The sequence below is a fragment of the Adlercreutzia sp. ZJ242 genome (assembly GCF_011038995.1).
Taxonomy (GTDB): Bacteria; Actinomycetota; Coriobacteriia; order Coriobacteriales; family Eggerthellaceae; genus CAAEEV01.
Genome location: NZ_JAAKEE010000020.1, coordinates 14,598 through 30,043, shown reverse-complemented (window position 1 = coordinate 30,043; position 15,446 = coordinate 14,598). Strand labels below are relative to the sequence as shown.

Here is a 15,446-nt window from a genome sequence, read left to right as displayed (position 1 = left end):
GAGGAGAATCATGGCAGATAGAAACATCGTGTGGGTAACGGGCTGCAAGGGCTTCGTGGGCGGCGTGATCTCCGAGCGCTTCGAGCGCGCGGGCTACAACGTGGTCGGCACCGACGTGGAGCTGTCGGTGTGCGAGCCCGAGCGCCTCGAGGCGTTCGCCGAGGAGATCCAGCCGGGCGTGATCGTCAACTGCGCGGGCATCCGCCGCGACGCGACCACGCTGGGCACGCGCGTGAAGGCGTACGAGGTGAACGCGCTCGGCGCGCGCAACATCGCGCTGGCGGCGAACACCATCGGCGCCACCATCGTGCAGGTGTCGTCTGACGACGTGTACTCCTCCAAGCTCGACGAGCCGGTGAACGAGTTCGACAGCCCGCACCCCAACACGCCCTACGGCAAGTCCAAGCGCGCCGGCGAGATGATGGTGCGCAACACCACCGACGACCACATCATCATCCGCTCGTCGTGGCTCTACCACGCGCAGAGCGGCCGCATGAAGGACATCCTCGACGCGGCGCGCGCGGGCGAGAAGTACGTCGCGCGCATGGACCAGTTCGCGGCGCCGACGAGCGTGTCGACGTACGTGGCGTTCATGCTCAAGGCCATCGAGCGGCATGCGAAGGGGACGTTCCACATCGTGAGCCGCGGCCGCGCGAGCCGCTACGACTTCGCGGCGAAGATCTTGGAGTACGCCGGCTACGAGCCGGGCAAGGTGCTCGTGCCCGAGACCGACCCGAAGACGGCCGAGAACGTGGTGCTCGAGAGCCTGATGCTCGAGATGGTAGGCGCCGACCTGCCCACCTGGGAGGACGACCTGCGCGCCTACATGGCCGAGGAGGGCCTGCTGGCATAGGGGCGCGAGAGGGGCGACGCGGACGCGCGCTTGCGTCTGCGCGAGGCGCGCGACGCGTGGGCACGCGTGAACGAGAACCCGCAGCTCATCTGAGCTGCGGGTTCTCTTGCGTCTATCTAGGGTACGGGTGCTCCTTCGCCGCGGCCCTTTCGCCCTACCCGATGAGGTCTTGGAGCACGAACTTCCACGCGGGCTTCACCTCTATCGGGACGCCGTCCTCCTCGATGGCGCCCGATTCACTCTGGGTGACGATGACGAGCCTTTTCGCGTTTTCGTCGACCTTCGCGAGCTTGACGAGGTTTCCCACCTCGCGCTTGCGGGCGCTGTCCGACAGAGAGCGGGCGACCTGGACGGCCAGCTCGGCTTCGGGGACGTAGAAGTCGACGTCGATGCCCGTCGTGCGGGACTTCAGGTAGTGCAGGTTATCGCCGAACGCATCGCGCAGGGCGACGGCGATCTCGTTCTCCAAGAGCGCCGAGTCGTTCTTGTCGAGGAACAGGCTGATCAGGCCGTTGTCGGAGAAATAATACTTCGGGCTGCCCTCGCGCTCCACGAACTTGGCCGTTGCGTTGCTGATGCTGAACAAAAGGTAGGCGTCGCACGAGAGGGCCACATAGTCGATTATGGTGTCCTTGCTCGCGGAGAATCCGACGCCTTTGAGCATGCCGTGAAGCGAGCTGAACGACGCCTCCTCACCCACCGTTTCGGCGATCTTCTTCACCAGCACGCGCAAGAGCTGGGGGTTTCTCACGTTGTTGCGGGCGACGACGTCTCCGAGGAGCACCTTCTGATAGACGCTCTCAACATATGCGCGAGGCGCGGCGTAGCGAAGGGACTCGGGGAAGCCCCCGTTGAGGCAGAAGCTCTCGAAGCGGGCGGCGATGGCGCCAGCCCCGCTTGACGCATAGAGCGCAGGCGCGTCATGAGGCTGGCCGACGGCATCGAGATACTCGTCAAAGCGGTAGGGGCTCACGTGCTTCGTCAGGTAGCGCCCGCCGAGTGTCGACGCCATCTGACTGCCGAGCATCTTCGCGTTGCTTCCGGTGAGGTAGACGCGCTCTCCTGCGTCTGCAAGGCGCCGCGCGAACTTCTCCCAGCCAGGAACGTTCTGGATCTCGTCGAAGAAGAAGAACCCTCGCTCTTGGCTGAGCTCCCTTTGGACGAGCACGATGTCGTTGAAGTCGCCGATGCCGAACTCCGCGAGACGCTCGTCCTCGAAGTTCACGTAGACGATGCGCGTCCAGTCTACTCCGGAGGCAACTAGGTCGAGGGCGACTTTGTAGAGAATGGTCGACTTCCCCGCCCGTCGCAATCCGGTGATGACGTAGTTGGCTTGGGGGTCGAGCTCGTAGCGTCGAGGCACGATGCGCGCGGCGCGGATGACCTCGTGTTGGTCGAAGATCACGCTCTTCAAGACGTCGTGGTTCATGCTCATCCTACCTTTGCGAGGATTCGTCCGCTATGTTGGACAAATCATAGCATTTTTCGTACTCCATACCGGACGAAAAATGCCGAAGAAGACCACAGGTCTGCTCCCATTCGTATTTGACGCCCTCCTGGGGGTCTGCCACGGCGACGAGGATGCTGCAAAGGTTCATCTCCAGGTCGCCAGGCAGGCGGTGGAAGCCGAGCGGGCTACCATGTTCGCGTAGGGCGAGCAGGGCATCGCTCGAGGGCGAAGGGCTGCGACCCCGTTGCCTCCGGGATGATGTGCTTTGCTGCGCTCCCCGTTGAGTGTGACGGGGAGCGCAGCGCTCGGCAGCTACAGGTACTTGCGCAGGGCATCGATCATCATCAGCTGGCATTCCTCGGCAGCGGCCTCGGCGACGGGGGTCTTGTCCATCCCGTACCGGGGCATGCTGTAGCCGTGCCCGACGCCGAAGAACCGCTTGCCCGTGGTCGTCACGCCGGCTGCCATCAGGTGCTTGGCGTACTCCTCCGCTTCGAAGCAGAGCGAGTCGCCCTCGGCGGTGAGGATGAGATGCGGGGGCAGGCCGACCAGCTGGTCCCGCTCGGCGAACAGCGGCGAGAGGTGCGGGTTTTTGCCGTCTTTGGGGTCGCGGTAGCACAGGTCGAATACCGCGGCCAGGTCGGGCGGGATGCAGCCCTCCGGGGTCGGCTTGGCGTGCGCGTCGGTGTTGAGGTCGACCGTCGGGTAGTCCATTATCACGCACTTCAGCTCGAACGCGCCCGTCTCCTTGGCCATCATCGCGACCACCGTCGAGATGTTCCCGCCGGCGCTGTGGCCGCCTATGGCCATGCGGGCGGGGTCGACGCCGAACTTCTCGGGGTTGTCGTGGACGTACTCGACCACGTCGAACACGTCCTCCTTGTCGGCCGGGAACATGCTCTCCGGGGCGAGGCGGTAGGACGGGCTGATGACCACGACGCCCAGCTCGTCGGCGACCCTGCGGCAGAACTCGTCGTCGAGCTCCGGGCGGCCGTAGATGAACCCGCCGCCGTGAACGTTGATGAAGACGGGCAGCGGGCCTTCGGCGGCGTCCGCAGGCCTGTACACGACCACCTGGCGCAGGCCTGACCGCACAGGTACCTGGGCGTACTCCCCCGTGGTGCCGAGCTTCTCGACGATCTTGTCCGCGCCGGCGCGGAGGGTCTGAATCATTTCCATAACCTTGGCGTCAACCATCTTCTCCTCCTCAAGTAGGTTGCCTCGCATGGCTTTGCCATGCGCTTTGATTATGGCACATTTGCAAAACAGGGGGAGTGCACCGTGCAGAGGAGGGCGTTAGCGCAGGTCGAACATGCCGCGAATTCAGCCGGGGATGGCGTTCGTGGACACGTCGTCGGCGTGGCCGCTGGCGTAACCGACAATGCTACCGACAGCGCTATCGAAAACGTAGCCGACAGCGTTACCGACAGCGTTACCGACAACGGCGCTTTTCCATCCACCTCCCAAGTGATTCTGGATGGAAAAGGGTCGTTGTCGGCGATTTCCTGGGGAAAGTGGATGCGAAAGCGCCGTTGTCGGTGGTTTTCGGGGCTCGAATCGCCGATAACGGGCGTTTTCCATCCAGCTTTCTCAAGTTGTGGATGAGAAAGGGGCGTTGTCGGTGCTTCGGGCCCTGAGGGCCCTGGGGCGGATGGGGCGCTTTGGGCGAGGTAGTGTCCCCGCTCTGCTCTTTTTGAATTGTGAAAGGAGCGGAGGCGGAAAGCCGGTTGCGTGGCAAGCGGAGAGCCAGTTGTGCGGCAAGTGGAGAGCCGGTTGCGTGGCAAGCGGAAAGCACGCTTATGGCTCATGGCGCGAGCGTCCTGCCACGCTGCGCTTCCGGGCCCCCGTTGCTTTCGCTTCGCCTGTTGTCCGGGCGCCGCGCGGGCCATGACAGGGCGGGAGGTTTGTGCGAAAATAGGCTCCAAGACAAGAAGAGCATGCTTAGCCTGTTAGGTACCCGTTATGTCAGCGCAGTTCAATATACGCACAGCCGACAAGGCGAGGGTCGCGCGCCTCATGCAGGACCTCGGCCTCCCGCGGTTCATCGCGGCAACGCTGGTTGCGCGCGGCGTCGCCACGCCGCATGCGGCGCGGCTGTTCCTGCAGCCCTCGCTTGAGCGCGACTGGCTCAACCCCTACGACATCCCCGGCCTGTCCGAGGTGGCCGACGCGCTTGAGGACGCCATCCGCCGGCGCCTGCACGTGGTGGTGTTCGGCGACTTCGACCTCGACGGCATCTCGGCCACCACGGTGCTCACGCGCGGCCTGCGCGCGCTCGGCGGCAAGGCCACGCCCTTCATTCCGCGCCGCTTCGACGAGGGCTACGGCCTCACGCAGGCGGCGTACGCGCGCGTGAAGGCGCTCGAGCCAGACTTCATCGTGACGGTCGACTGCGGCATCGCCTGCAGGGACGAGGTGGCCGCCATCGTGGCCGACGGCGTGCCCGTGTGCGTCACCGACCACCACGAGGCGGCCGACCTCGTGCCGCGCGACGTGCCCGTGGCCGACCCCAAGATGGACCCGGCCTGCGAGAGCTCCATCCTCGCGGGCGTCGGCGTGGCGCTCAAGCTCGTGCAGATGCTCGGCGCGCGCATGGGCTACCCCTACCTGTGGCGCTCCTACACCGACTTCGCCACGCTCGGGACCGTGGCCGACCTCATGCCCATGCGCGGGGAGAACCGCGCGCTCGTGGCCGACGGGCTCGCGCGCATGAACGCCAACCCACGCCCCTGCGTCGCGGCGCTCGTGGGCACCACGGGCGCGGCGGGCAAGCCGCTCACGGCCACCTCGCTGAGCTTCTCGCTCATCCCGCGGCTCAACGCGGCGGGCCGCATGGGCGACGCGCAGCTCGCGCTCGACCTGCTCATGTGCGACAACTTCGGCGAGGCGTGCGCGCTCGCGGAGAAGCTCGAGGGCGTGAACGACCAGCGCCGCGCCATCGAGGCCGAGCTCTCCGAGATCGCAAAGGCGCAGGCCGCCGAGGTCTACCACGGCCAGCGGGCGCTCGTGGTGGCGGGCGCGGGCTGGCACGAGGGCGTGAAGGGCATCGTGGCGAGCCGCCTGGTGAACACCTACGGCGTGCCCGCGCTGCTGTTCACCGTCGACGGCGACGAGGCGCGCGGCAGCGGGCGCTCCGTGGGCTCGGTGAACCTGTTCGCAGCGGTGGAGAGCGCGTCTGACCTGGTCACGCGCTTCGGCGGCCACGAGGCGGCCGTGGGCGTGACGCTGCCCGTGGCAAACCTCGAGGCGTTCGCGCGGCGCCTGTGCGCGTACATGGACGCGCTCCCCGAAGACGACTTCCACCCCATGGTCGAGATCGACGCGTGCGTCGACCTCGACGAGCTCACGCTCGAGACCGTGGGCATGCTCGACCTGCTCGCGCCGTTCGGGCAGGAGAACCCCCAGCCCACCTTCCTCGCGCGCAACGTGTCGCTCGAGCGCTGCCGCGCGGTGGGCGCCGAGAAGAACCACTTCTCGTGCACGCTCACCAACGGGCGCTGCGCGGTGAACGGCATCATGTTCCACTGCGGCTACATCGACACGCTGCTGTACAACGAGTCGGTGGTCGACGCGGCGTTCTCCGTGCAGATCGACGAGTGGCGCGGCCGCCGCTCGGTGAAGGCCATGCTCGAGACGCTCTCGCCCGCGCGCTCGTGCGGCGCGCTCAAGGCGTGCCTGAACCCCGCGTCGCTCGCGTTCTTCGACGACCTGTTCGGCATGAGCGACGAGGAGCTCTGCGCCCAGGCCGACGCGACGGCCGACGAGGAGCCCGACGCGCTCGTGCAGCGCGCGGCGGCGCGCGCCCGCTGGGAGGCGCTCGCCCGCGAGGACGCCGACGCGCTCGAGGAGGCCATCGTGCGCGCCATCATCGGGACGAGCGCGCTGCACCCCTCGCAGCGCGAGATCCTCGACCGTTTGCGCGCGGGCACCTCCACGCTGGCCGTCATGGCCACGGGGCGCGGCAAGTCGCTCACCTTCCAGGTGCACGCGGCGCTGCGGGCGCTTCTGGCCCGCGAGGCCAGCGTGTTCGTGTACCCGCTGCGCGCGCTCATCGCCGACCAGGCGTTCCACCTCACGACGGCGCTCGAGCGCTTCGGGCTCTCCTGCTGCATCCTCACCGGCGAGTCCACGACGGAGGAGCGCGCGCGGGTGTGCGCGGGCCTGGCCGCGGGCACGGTGGACATCGTGCTCACCACGCCCGAGTACCTCATCCGCCACGTGGGCGAGATCGGCGCGTGCGGGCGGATCGGGTTCGTGGTGGTCGACGAGGCGCACCACATCGGCTTGGCGAAGGCGGGCTCGCGCGTGGCCTACACGCAGCTCGGCATGGCCGTCTCGCAGCTCGGCGCGCCCGTGGTGCTCGCCGTCACCGCCACGGCGCCCGACGGCGTGGCCGCCGACATCGACGCCACGCTCCCGCTCCAGGACAGCGTGATCGACGAGACGGCGCGCGAGAACCTCTCCGTCGACGACCAGCGCAACATCCGCAACCGCGACGACTACCTGGCCAACCTGGTGGCGGCGGGCGGCAAGACGGTGGTGTACGTGAACTCGCGCGAGCAGTCCATCACGCTGGCGCGCCTGCTGCGCCGCCGCGTGCCGCAGCTCGCGCCGCTCATCGGCTTCTACAACGCGGGCCTCACGCGCCCCGAGCGCAAGCGCGTCGAGGAGCTGTTCCGCAACGACGAGATCATGGTGCTCGTGGCCACGTCGGCCTTCGGCGAGGGGGTCGACATCCCCAACATCCGCCACGTGGTGCTCTACCACCTGCCGTTCAACGAGGTGGAGTTCAACCAGATGGCGGGCCGGGCGGGCCGCGACGGCAAGCCCGCGTGCGTCCATCTGCTCTACGGGCGGCAGGACGTGGCCTTGAACGAGCGCATCCTGGCGAACATGACGCCCGACCACGACGTGATGGCGCAGGTGTACCGCCGCCTGCGCGCGCGGCAGCGCCAGACCCCGGGCAGCTACTTCTGCATGGAGAACGGGGACCTGGCCGCGCTCGCGTCCGACGAGCTGCACGTGGTGGCGCCCGAGGCGGCCGCCTGCGGCGTGGCGGTCTTTCGCGAGCTCGGGCTCATCGAGACGCGTGTATCATGCAACGCGGGGCAGACCGAGCGCTGGATCCGCGTGAACGAGGGCGCGTCGAAGGTGGAGCTCACCGACTCGGTGCGCTACCGCGAGGGGCTCGGCGAGCGCGGCGTGTTCGACGCGTTTCGCGACTGGGCCCTGGCCCAGGACTCGCAGGGCCTGATCGTGAGGGTCTCGCACCCGATCGTCCCGCGCGGCTGGCGCGGGGGAAACTAGCGGGAAAACACAACCTACCGCCACGTGGCGCGCCTGCGCGCCGCGACGGCTGAGCTTGACGTACGGAAGGGGGCGCTTATGGGCGCGCAGGGCAACAACGAGGAGATGCTGGGCAGGGCTCGGAAGGGAGTCGCCGTCAGGCAGACGGTCGACCTCATGCTGGGGCGGCCCTACGTTGCCGAGCGGTCCATGGCCTCGGGCGTCGAGGCGGACCGCCGCACGCGTACGCCCGAGGAGCGCTTCGCCGAGCTGCAGGAGTTCACGCGCCCGTACATGACCGCCGACGAGGAGGCCATGCTCGAGCACGCCTTCGCGTTCGCCAACGCCGCGCACAAGGGGCAGTGCCGCAAGTCCGGCGAGCCGTTCATCATCCACCCCATCGAGGTGGGCATCATCCTCGCCGACCTGCGCATGGACGCCGAGACCATCTGCGCGGCGCTTCTGCACGACACCGTGGAGGACACCGAGGTCACCGCCGCCGACGTGGAGCGCGAGTTCAACGCGCAGGTGCGTCAGCTCGTCGAGGGCGTCACGAAGATCACGCGCATCGAGGTGGAGAGCCTCTCCGACGAGCAGGCGGCCACCATCCGCAAGATGTTCGTGGCCATGAGCAAGGACATCCGCGTCATCGTGATCAAGCTGGCCGACCGCCTGCACAACATGCGCACGCTCGCCGCGCTCAAGGAGGACCGCCGCATCTTCAAGAGCCGCGAGACGCTCGAGATCTACGCGCCCATCGCGCACCGCCTCGGCATCAACTCCATCAAGTGGGAGCTCGAGGACCTGTCGTTCTTCTACCTCGAGCCCAACAAGTACAAGCAGGTCAGCCGCATGGTCACGGAGAGCCGCTCCGAGCGGGAGGAGTACCTGGCGGGCGTGGTGGACATCATCCACGAGGAGATGGAGAAGGTGGGCATCCAGGCGCAGATCATGGGGCGCCCCAAGCACCTGTACTCCATCTACCAGAAGATGACGAAGAAGGGCAAGGGCTTCTCGGAGATCTACGACCTCATCGCCGTGCGCGTGATCGTGAAGTCGGTGAAGGACTGCTACTCGGCGCTCGGCGCCGTGCACACGCTGTGGCACCCGATGCCGGGGCGCTTCAAGGACTACATCGCCATGCCGAAGTTCAACATGTACCAGTCGCTTCACACCACGGTGATGGGCCCGGCGGGCCGCCCGCTCGAGGTGCAGATCCGCACCGAGGAGATGCACCGCGCGAGCGAGTACGGCGTGGCGGCGCACTGGCGCTACAAGGAGTCGGGCGGGAAGGTGAGCGCCGACGCGCTCGACCAGCAGCTGGCTTGGCTGCGCGAGATGGTGGACTGGCAGGACGAGACGGAGGACTCGCGCGAGTTCCTCAAGTCGCTCAAGATGGACCTCGACAACTCCGAGGTGTTCGTGTTCACGCCGAAGGGCGAGGTCATGAGCTTGCGCGCCGGCGCCACGCCGGTCGACTTCGCCTACGCCATCCACACCGAGGTGGGCAACCACTGCGTGGGCGCGAAGGTGAACGGCTCCATCGTGCCTCTGAGCTACGAGCTGCAGGTGGGCGACCGCGTGGAGATCCTCACGCAGAAGAGCGCCACGCCCTCGCGCGACTGGCTCACCATGGTGAAGACGCCGTCGGCGCGCAGCAAGATCCGCTCGTACTTCTCCAAGGTGTCGCGCTCCGACGACCTGCAGCTCGGCCGCGACAAGCTCACGCGCGAGATGCGCAAGCACGGCCTGGGCATCTCGAGCGCGCAGTCGATGCGCGCGCTGAAGTCGGTGGCCGAGGCCATGGGCTTCAACGACCCCGACGACATGTTCGTGCAGCTCGGGACGGGCAAGGAGAGCGCCCAGCACGTGGCGAACCGCCTGCTGAAGATCCTCGTCGACAAGGGGACCGAGGACGCCGAGAAGCCGGGCTTCGGCATGAGCGCCTCCGCGACGGGCATCATGCCGCCGATGCTCACCAGCGTGAAGCGCGCGAAGAAGCATGAGACGCACTCCTCCAACGGCATCGTGGTGAAGGGCGTCGACGACGTGCTCGTGCGCCTGTCGCGCTGCTGCAACCCGGTGCCGGGCGACGAGATCCTGGGGTTCGTGACCCGCGGGCGCGGCGTGTCGGTGCACCGGGCCGACTGCCCCAACGCCATCGAGCTCAAGAGGCAGCCCGAGCGCATCATCGACGTGTCGTGGGAGGGCACGCCCTCGGCGGCCACGTCGTTCCAGGTGGAGATCTACATCGAGGCGCTCGACCGCATGAACCTGCTGCTCGACGTGACGCGCACCCTGTCGGAGGTGGGGGCCAACGTGCTGTCGTGCACCACCACCACGCACCGCGACGGCATGGTGGAGATGCGCTTTCTGTTCCAGGTGTCGGCGCTGTCGGGCATCGAGCACGCCCTCAAGCGCCTGAGCGAGATAGACGGCGTGTTCGACGCGCGGCGCATGGTGCCGGGGCAGTCGATCGGGAAGAGGAAGTAGGACGCCATGGCGAGAACCTACGAGGTCCAAGGGCTCTGCGTTGACGTGAAGTACCTGGTGATGGGCCCCATCCAGAACAACGTGTACATCATCTCGGACGGGCGGGGCACGATGGTGGTCGACCCGTCGTGCGATGCCGAGCGCATCGTGGAGGCCCTTGACGGCGCGCGCCTCGACGCCATCGTCATCACGCACGCGCACTGGGACCACACCGACGGCGCCGCCGACCTGCGCGCGCTCACGGGCGCGCCGGTGATCGCGTCGGCGGTTGACGCGCCGTTCGTGGAGCAGCCGCGCGACGACACCGGCACCTCGCACACGGCGGTCCCGTGCGAGGTCGACCGCACCGTGGAGAACGGCGACGTGGTCGAGGTGGGCGGCATGAAGTGGAAGGTGATCTCCACGCCGGGGCACACCAAGGGCTCGATCTGCCTGTTCATGGTGCCGCAGTTCGGCAGCCACGCCGACGGGCTGCCCGTGCTCGTCTCGGGCGACACGCTGTTCGCCGGCACGGTGGGGCGCACCGACTTCGCGGGCGGGTCCCTGTCCGACATGGCGGCGAGCGTGAGGAAGCTCGCGAAGCTCCCCGACGACGTGGCGGTGCTGCCCGGGCACAACGACCTCACCACCATAGGGGCCGAGAGGCGCCGCACCTTCGCGCGCTTCGGCTGGGAGCCTGAGTAGTTCCGCCTGCCCTGGCGGGGCAGGCGGAATGCTCGACGCTGCGGCTTCTTGCGGCACCTGACCTAGCCCCTTGTGCAGGGCTCGGCGTGGGCGGAGCCCACTTGGCCCTGCGGCGGGGCTATCTCAGGCACCGCAAGAACCCTCGCTGACGTTACGAACGACAAGTGTGCTCTCCATTCTTGGCATCCTTCTTGGCGTCCGCTCTGATGGAACGTCCTTTTCGGTTGACTTTACCTAAACTTTACGAAACTGGCTCACCGTCTGCGTAAAACAGAGGTGTTTGTTTCTTTACAATGTTAAGTAACTGTTAAACTTCAGTTGCTTGCACGTAAAGTTGTTGCGTGAAGTCGAACCGTTGGAAGGACGCCTGTGACCATCGAGTGGACCCTTTTCCTTTCTGAACTCATGCAGAACCCGCTTCTTCTGGTGGTCACGCTGCTCAACATAGGCGTCATCGTGGTCAACGGGGCGACTGACGCCCCCAACGCCATCGCGACGGTGGTCTCCACGCGCGCCATGAAGCCCAAGCACGCCATCGTCATGGCTGCCATCTGCAACTTCTTCGGGCTGCTGCTCGTCTCGCTCGTGACGTCGGCCGTCGCCCACACCATCTTCTCCATGGTCGACTTCGGCGGCGACGCCCAGCAGTCGCTCATCGCGCTCATGGCCGCCATGGTGGCCATCATCGTGTGGGGCACGGTGGCCTGGTACTTCGGCATCCCCACCTCGCAGAGCCATTCGCTCATCGCGGGCCTCACCGGCGCGGCCATCGCGCTGCAGGGCAGCTTCGACGCCATTAACGGCGCCGAGTGGATCAAGGTCATCTACGGCATCCTGCTCTCCACTCTTCTCGGCTTCGGCCTGGGATGGCTGTTCTACCAGATCATCAGCCGCGCCTTCCGCAACGCGAACCGCAGGAGCGCCAACAAGTTCTTCCGCTGGGCTCAGATCGCGGCGGGAGCGGGCGTGGCGTTCATGCACGGCGCGCAGGACGGCCAGAAGTTCATGTCGATCTTCGTGCTGGCCATCTCGCTGGCGCTCGGCATGGGCACGAGCGCCGAGTCGATGGTGCTGCCGGTGTGGCTCATGGTGTTCTGCGCGTTGAACATGGGCCTCGGCACGGCGGTCGGCGGCGAGCGCATCATCAAGAGCGTCGGCGTCGACATGGTGAAGCTCGAGTCGTTCCAGGGCTTCGCGGCAAGCCTCTCCACGTGCGTGAGCCTCGTGCTCGCCACGTTCGGCGGCCTGCCGGTGTCCACCACGCACACCAACACCACGGCCATCATGGGCGTGGGCGCGGCGAAGAACCCCAAGGGCGTGAAGTGGAGCATCGCCATCGACATGGTGAAGACCTGGGTCCTGACCTTCCCCGGCTGCGGCATCCTGGGGTTCGCGTGCGCGAAGCTGTTCCTCTTCATCCTGTAGGGGTGTTAAGGCAAGTCGATTCTTCGATAGGAGACGAAGATGGCAAAGAAGCAGAAGTACGACTACTTCAAGGCGTATGAGAAGCTGACGGCGCTCGCCGTCGAGGAGTCCGACCTCCTGATCAAGGCGCTTGACGGCTATGCGGGCTCGGAGGACCTGAACGAGGTGATCCCCGCGGTCCACGAGCTCGAGCGCAAGGGCGACAGCATCAACCACGACGTGTTCTCGAGCGCCGCGACGGACTTCATGCCGCCGATCGACCGCGAGGACATCGTCGAGCTCGCGCACGCGCTCGACAACGTGCTCGACTACATCGAGGACGTCGTCACGCACATGTACATGTACGACATCCGCACCATGCCCGAGGACGCCCTGCGCTTCGCCGACCTCATCAAGAAGTCGTGCAAGGCGCTCGACCGCGCCATGGGCGAGTTCCACAACTTCAAGAAGTCGAAGAAGTTCAAGCAGCTCATCCTCGACATCAACGACTACGAGGAAGAGGCCGACGGCCTTTACAGCGCCGCCATGCGCCGCCTCCACACCGTGGAGAACGACGACGTCATGCACGTGCTCGTGTGGTCGCGCGTCTACGAGCGCATGGAGCGCTGCTGCGACGCCACCGAGCATGCCGCCGACATCGTGAGCACCATCCTGCTCAAGAACATGTAGGCGCGCCGCGGGCCCGTCTGCGCGGCGGGGCCCTCAGGCAAGCTCAGATATGCGAAGGGAAGGGGCGGCCCGCCGGGCCGCCCCTCGCTTGCTCTTGCGGCGCGGCGAGCGCGGCCGCGCCGCAGCCGCTTCGCGCAAGGGCGCCGCTACCGTGCGTCCTCCACGGCTATGATCCGGGCGTTCACGGGCTGGCCGGAGAAGTTGAGGTCGCGGGTGATCTTCCGCGCGCCCTCCAAGGTGAGGGCGGGGGCGTCGAAGGCGACGAGGTCGGCGAGCGCGCGGGTGCGGGCGCCCTCGAACAGCTCGACGAAGCTCGCGCGCGACTCCTCGCCCGTGAAGGGGTTCTCCCAGGCGGCGTGCTCGCGGTTGTCGAAGGCCGACGCGGTGAGCGCGCGGTTGCGGTGGCTCATGGCGCGGTAGAACGAGTGGGGGCGCACGAGCGTCTCCACGCGCCCGATCACGTTGTGCTTGAGCCCGCTCGGCGAGTAGAACAGCGCCTGCACGCTGCGGAACGCCCGCACGCTCGCCTTGAACGTGTCGGCGGGGATCACCAGGCCGTACACGTCGCGTGCCAGGTAGGCGTACATGGTCGAGACCACGTCGAGCACGTGCCGCGACGCCTTCAGCACCTCCTTCGAGGGGTTGAACGTGGCGATGGTGGCGTCGCGCCGCGTGGTGAGCACCAGCTCGTCGAGCTCGCTCTCGATGAGCGCGTGCACGTCGGAGCCGTGCTCGCGGCCAAGCCCCTCGACGCCGGCGTCGCAGAGGGCGTGCTGCCAGAAGAACACGAGGGGGTGCGTCGCCGAGTCGAGCTCGTAGTGGCACAGAAAGCCCAGCGCGTAGGCGCGGGCGCAGGAGCGGTCGGCCTCCGGCAGCGTGGCGACCGAGCGCTTGAGCGCGAGCAGGAGCTCGGCGGGCATCTGGTCGTGCATGATCGAGCCCAGGCGGTGAGCCGCCGCGAGGCGCGGGTTCACCACGGAGTAGAACAGCGGGTCGGGGCCCTGGTTCCCCAGAAGGAACGCCTCGGCCTCGTCGCGCGTGCCGCCGATGAACTCGAACAGCGTCGAGTAGATCTCGTGTCCGAAGGTGTCGTGCGTGATGATTGCGGGCATGGCGGCTCCCATCTGACCGTATCTTTACCTGCGTGCTGGGTCACATCATATACAATAGTCAGCGCATCAAATCAATTTCGTTCAATTTCCGCAAACGGAAGGGCACGGGGTCGCATGGGGCGCAAGAAGATGACGAGGCAGGAACGCAGCTGGGTGCTCTACGACGTGGGAAACTCGGGCTTCGTCATGCTCTCGACGGCGCTCATCCCCATCTACTTCGCCTCCCTCGCCGAGCCCGGCTCGTCGGTCGTGGTGGCCTGGGGCTATGCCGAGACGGTGGCCTCGCTCATCCTGGCTCTGCTCATGCCCGTGCTCGGCAGCTTGGCTGACCTGCGCGGCAACAAGAAGAAGTTCCTCGTGGGGTTCGTCGGCACGGGCGTGGTGGCGTGCGCCGCGCTCGGCGTGCCCACCCACGCGCTGGCGTTCTTGGTGCTCTACGTGATCTCGGCGGTCATGCTCAACGGCTCCATGGTGTTCTACGACGCGTTCTTGGTTGACGCCACCACCGAGGACCGCTTCGACGAGGTGTCGTCGCAGGGCTACGCGTGGGGCTACATCGGCTCGTGCATCCCGTTCATCGCGTGTCTGGCGGTGGTGCTCGGCGGGCCGAGCATCGGCATCGACATGATGCTCGGCATGAAGATCGCGTTTCTCATCACGGCGGCGTGGTGGCTGGCGTTCTCGGTGCCGATCATCCGCGACGTGCACCAGACGCACTACAAGGAGCGCGTGCCGAACCTGATGCGCGCGACGTTCTCGGGCCTTCTGGCCACGCTGCGCGACATCGCGCGCGACAAGCGCATCCTTCTGTTCATGCTGGCGTACTTCTTCTACATCGACGGCGTGCACACCATCATCAAGATGTCCACGAGCTACGGCACCGACCTGGGGATCGACTCGACGCAGCTCGTGCTGGCGCTCCTGATGACGCAGTTCGTGGCGTTCCCGTCGGCCATCGCCTACGGGCGCCTCTCGGCGCGCTTCGGCACGCGGCGCATGCTCATGATCGCCGTGTTCGCGTACTTCTGCATCACGCTGTTCGCGGCGTTCTTCCTGCGCAGCGCGGTGGAGTTCTGGATCCTGGCGGTGTGCGTGGGCCTGTTCCAGGGCGGCATCCAGGCGCTCTCGCGCAGCGAGTTCGGCAAGATCATCCCGAAGGAGCGCGCCAACGAGTACTACGGCTTCTTCGACATCCTGGGCAAGTACGCGGCCGTCATGGGAACCTTCCTCGTGAGCCTGTTCACCCAGCTCACCGGCAATCCCTCCATCGGCGTGCTGTCCGTGTCCGTGCTGTTCGTCGTGGGGCTGGCCTTCATGTGGAAGATGCCCGAGGACGACGCCCGCTAGCGGGCACGCGCGGGCGCGCGGGCGGCATGCGGGCGCGCTAGCGGGCGCGTTGCGGTGCGGCGCGGTCGCTGGCGGCATGCTGCCGGGCGCGGGGCATGGCGGGGCATGGCACGCGCGGCGCCCGCTA

11 protein-coding genes are annotated in these 15,446 nt (G+C 66.9%); 8 read left to right on the top strand and 3 right to left on the bottom strand.

What is annotated here, in order from left to right:
• Window positions 1–10 precede the first annotated feature (10 nt).
• The gene (locus tag G7Y49_RS06550; protein WP_165054192.1) at window positions 11–853 is read left to right on the top strand and encodes an NAD(P)-dependent oxidoreductase; all 843 of its coding nucleotides are present in this window, start codon (window positions 11–13) and stop codon (window positions 851–853) included.
• Window positions 854–1,007: 154 nt separating this feature from the next.
• Here G7Y49_RS06550 and G7Y49_RS06545 read toward each other — a convergent pair whose 3' ends face one another.
• Window positions 1,008–2,282 (bottom strand): ATP-binding protein, encoded by a 1,275-nt coding sequence (locus G7Y49_RS06545; protein ID WP_165172224.1) that lies wholly within the window; start codon window positions 2,280–2,282, stop codon window positions 1,008–1,010.
• Window positions 2,283–2,361: 79 nt separating this feature from the next.
• Here G7Y49_RS06545 and G7Y49_RS12095 point away from each other — a divergent pair, with 79 nt between their 5' ends.
• The gene (locus G7Y49_RS12095) at window positions 2,362–2,505 is read left to right on the top strand and encodes a hypothetical protein (protein ID WP_206214583.1); all 144 of its coding nucleotides are present in this window, start codon (window positions 2,362–2,364) and stop codon (window positions 2,503–2,505) included.
• Between the two features lie 110 nt (window positions 2,506–2,615).
• Here G7Y49_RS12095 and G7Y49_RS06540 read toward each other — a convergent pair whose 3' ends face one another.
• Entirely contained in the window at window positions 2,616–3,500 is an 885-nt protein-coding gene (locus G7Y49_RS06540; protein WP_206214582.1) for an alpha/beta hydrolase, read from the bottom strand.
• A gap of 765 nt (window positions 3,501–4,265) precedes the next feature.
• Between G7Y49_RS06540 and recJ the strand changes: the two genes are divergently transcribed.
• The 5 genes from recJ to G7Y49_RS06515 all read left to right on the top strand — a co-directional run bounded on the left by recJ (window position 4,266) and on the right by G7Y49_RS06515 (window position 12,860).
• Window positions 4,266–7,610: a single-stranded-DNA-specific exonuclease RecJ gene (gene recJ, locus G7Y49_RS06535; protein ID WP_165172220.1), complete on the top strand. Its 3,345-nt coding sequence runs from the start codon at window positions 4,266–4,268 to the stop codon at window positions 7,608–7,610.
• A gap of 78 nt (window positions 7,611–7,688) precedes the next feature.
• Window positions 7,689–10,082, top strand: coding sequence for a bifunctional (p)ppGpp synthetase/guanosine-3',5'-bis(diphosphate) 3'-pyrophosphohydrolase (locus tag G7Y49_RS06530; RefSeq protein WP_165172218.1), 2,394 nt, complete (start codon window positions 7,689–7,691; stop codon window positions 10,080–10,082).
• A 6-nt stretch (window positions 10,083–10,088) separates the two neighbouring features.
• Window positions 10,089–10,766 (top strand): MBL fold metallo-hydrolase, encoded by a 678-nt coding sequence (locus G7Y49_RS06525; protein WP_165172216.1) that lies wholly within the window; start codon window positions 10,089–10,091, stop codon window positions 10,764–10,766.
• A 369-nt stretch (window positions 10,767–11,135) separates the two neighbouring features.
• The gene (locus tag G7Y49_RS06520) at window positions 11,136–12,191 is read left to right on the top strand and encodes an inorganic phosphate transporter (protein ID WP_165172214.1); all 1,056 of its coding nucleotides are present in this window, start codon (window positions 11,136–11,138) and stop codon (window positions 12,189–12,191) included.
• Window positions 12,192–12,230: 39 nt separating this feature from the next.
• The gene (locus G7Y49_RS06515; protein ID WP_165172212.1) at window positions 12,231–12,860 is read left to right on the top strand and encodes a DUF47 domain-containing protein; all 630 of its coding nucleotides are present in this window, start codon (window positions 12,231–12,233) and stop codon (window positions 12,858–12,860) included.
• Window positions 12,861–13,006: 146 nt separating this feature from the next.
• Here the strand turns inward: G7Y49_RS06515 and G7Y49_RS06510 are convergent, their stop codons facing one another.
• Window positions 13,007–13,972 (bottom strand): zinc dependent phospholipase C family protein, encoded by a 966-nt coding sequence (locus G7Y49_RS06510; protein WP_165172210.1) that lies wholly within the window; start codon window positions 13,970–13,972, stop codon window positions 13,007–13,009.
• 129 nt (window positions 13,973–14,101) lie between these two features.
• Between G7Y49_RS06510 and G7Y49_RS06505 the strand changes: the two genes are divergently transcribed.
• Window positions 14,102–15,319: an MFS transporter gene (locus G7Y49_RS06505; protein ID WP_370519617.1), complete on the top strand. Its 1,218-nt coding sequence runs from the start codon at window positions 14,102–14,104 to the stop codon at window positions 15,317–15,319.
• Window positions 15,320–15,446: the final 127 nt, after the last annotated feature.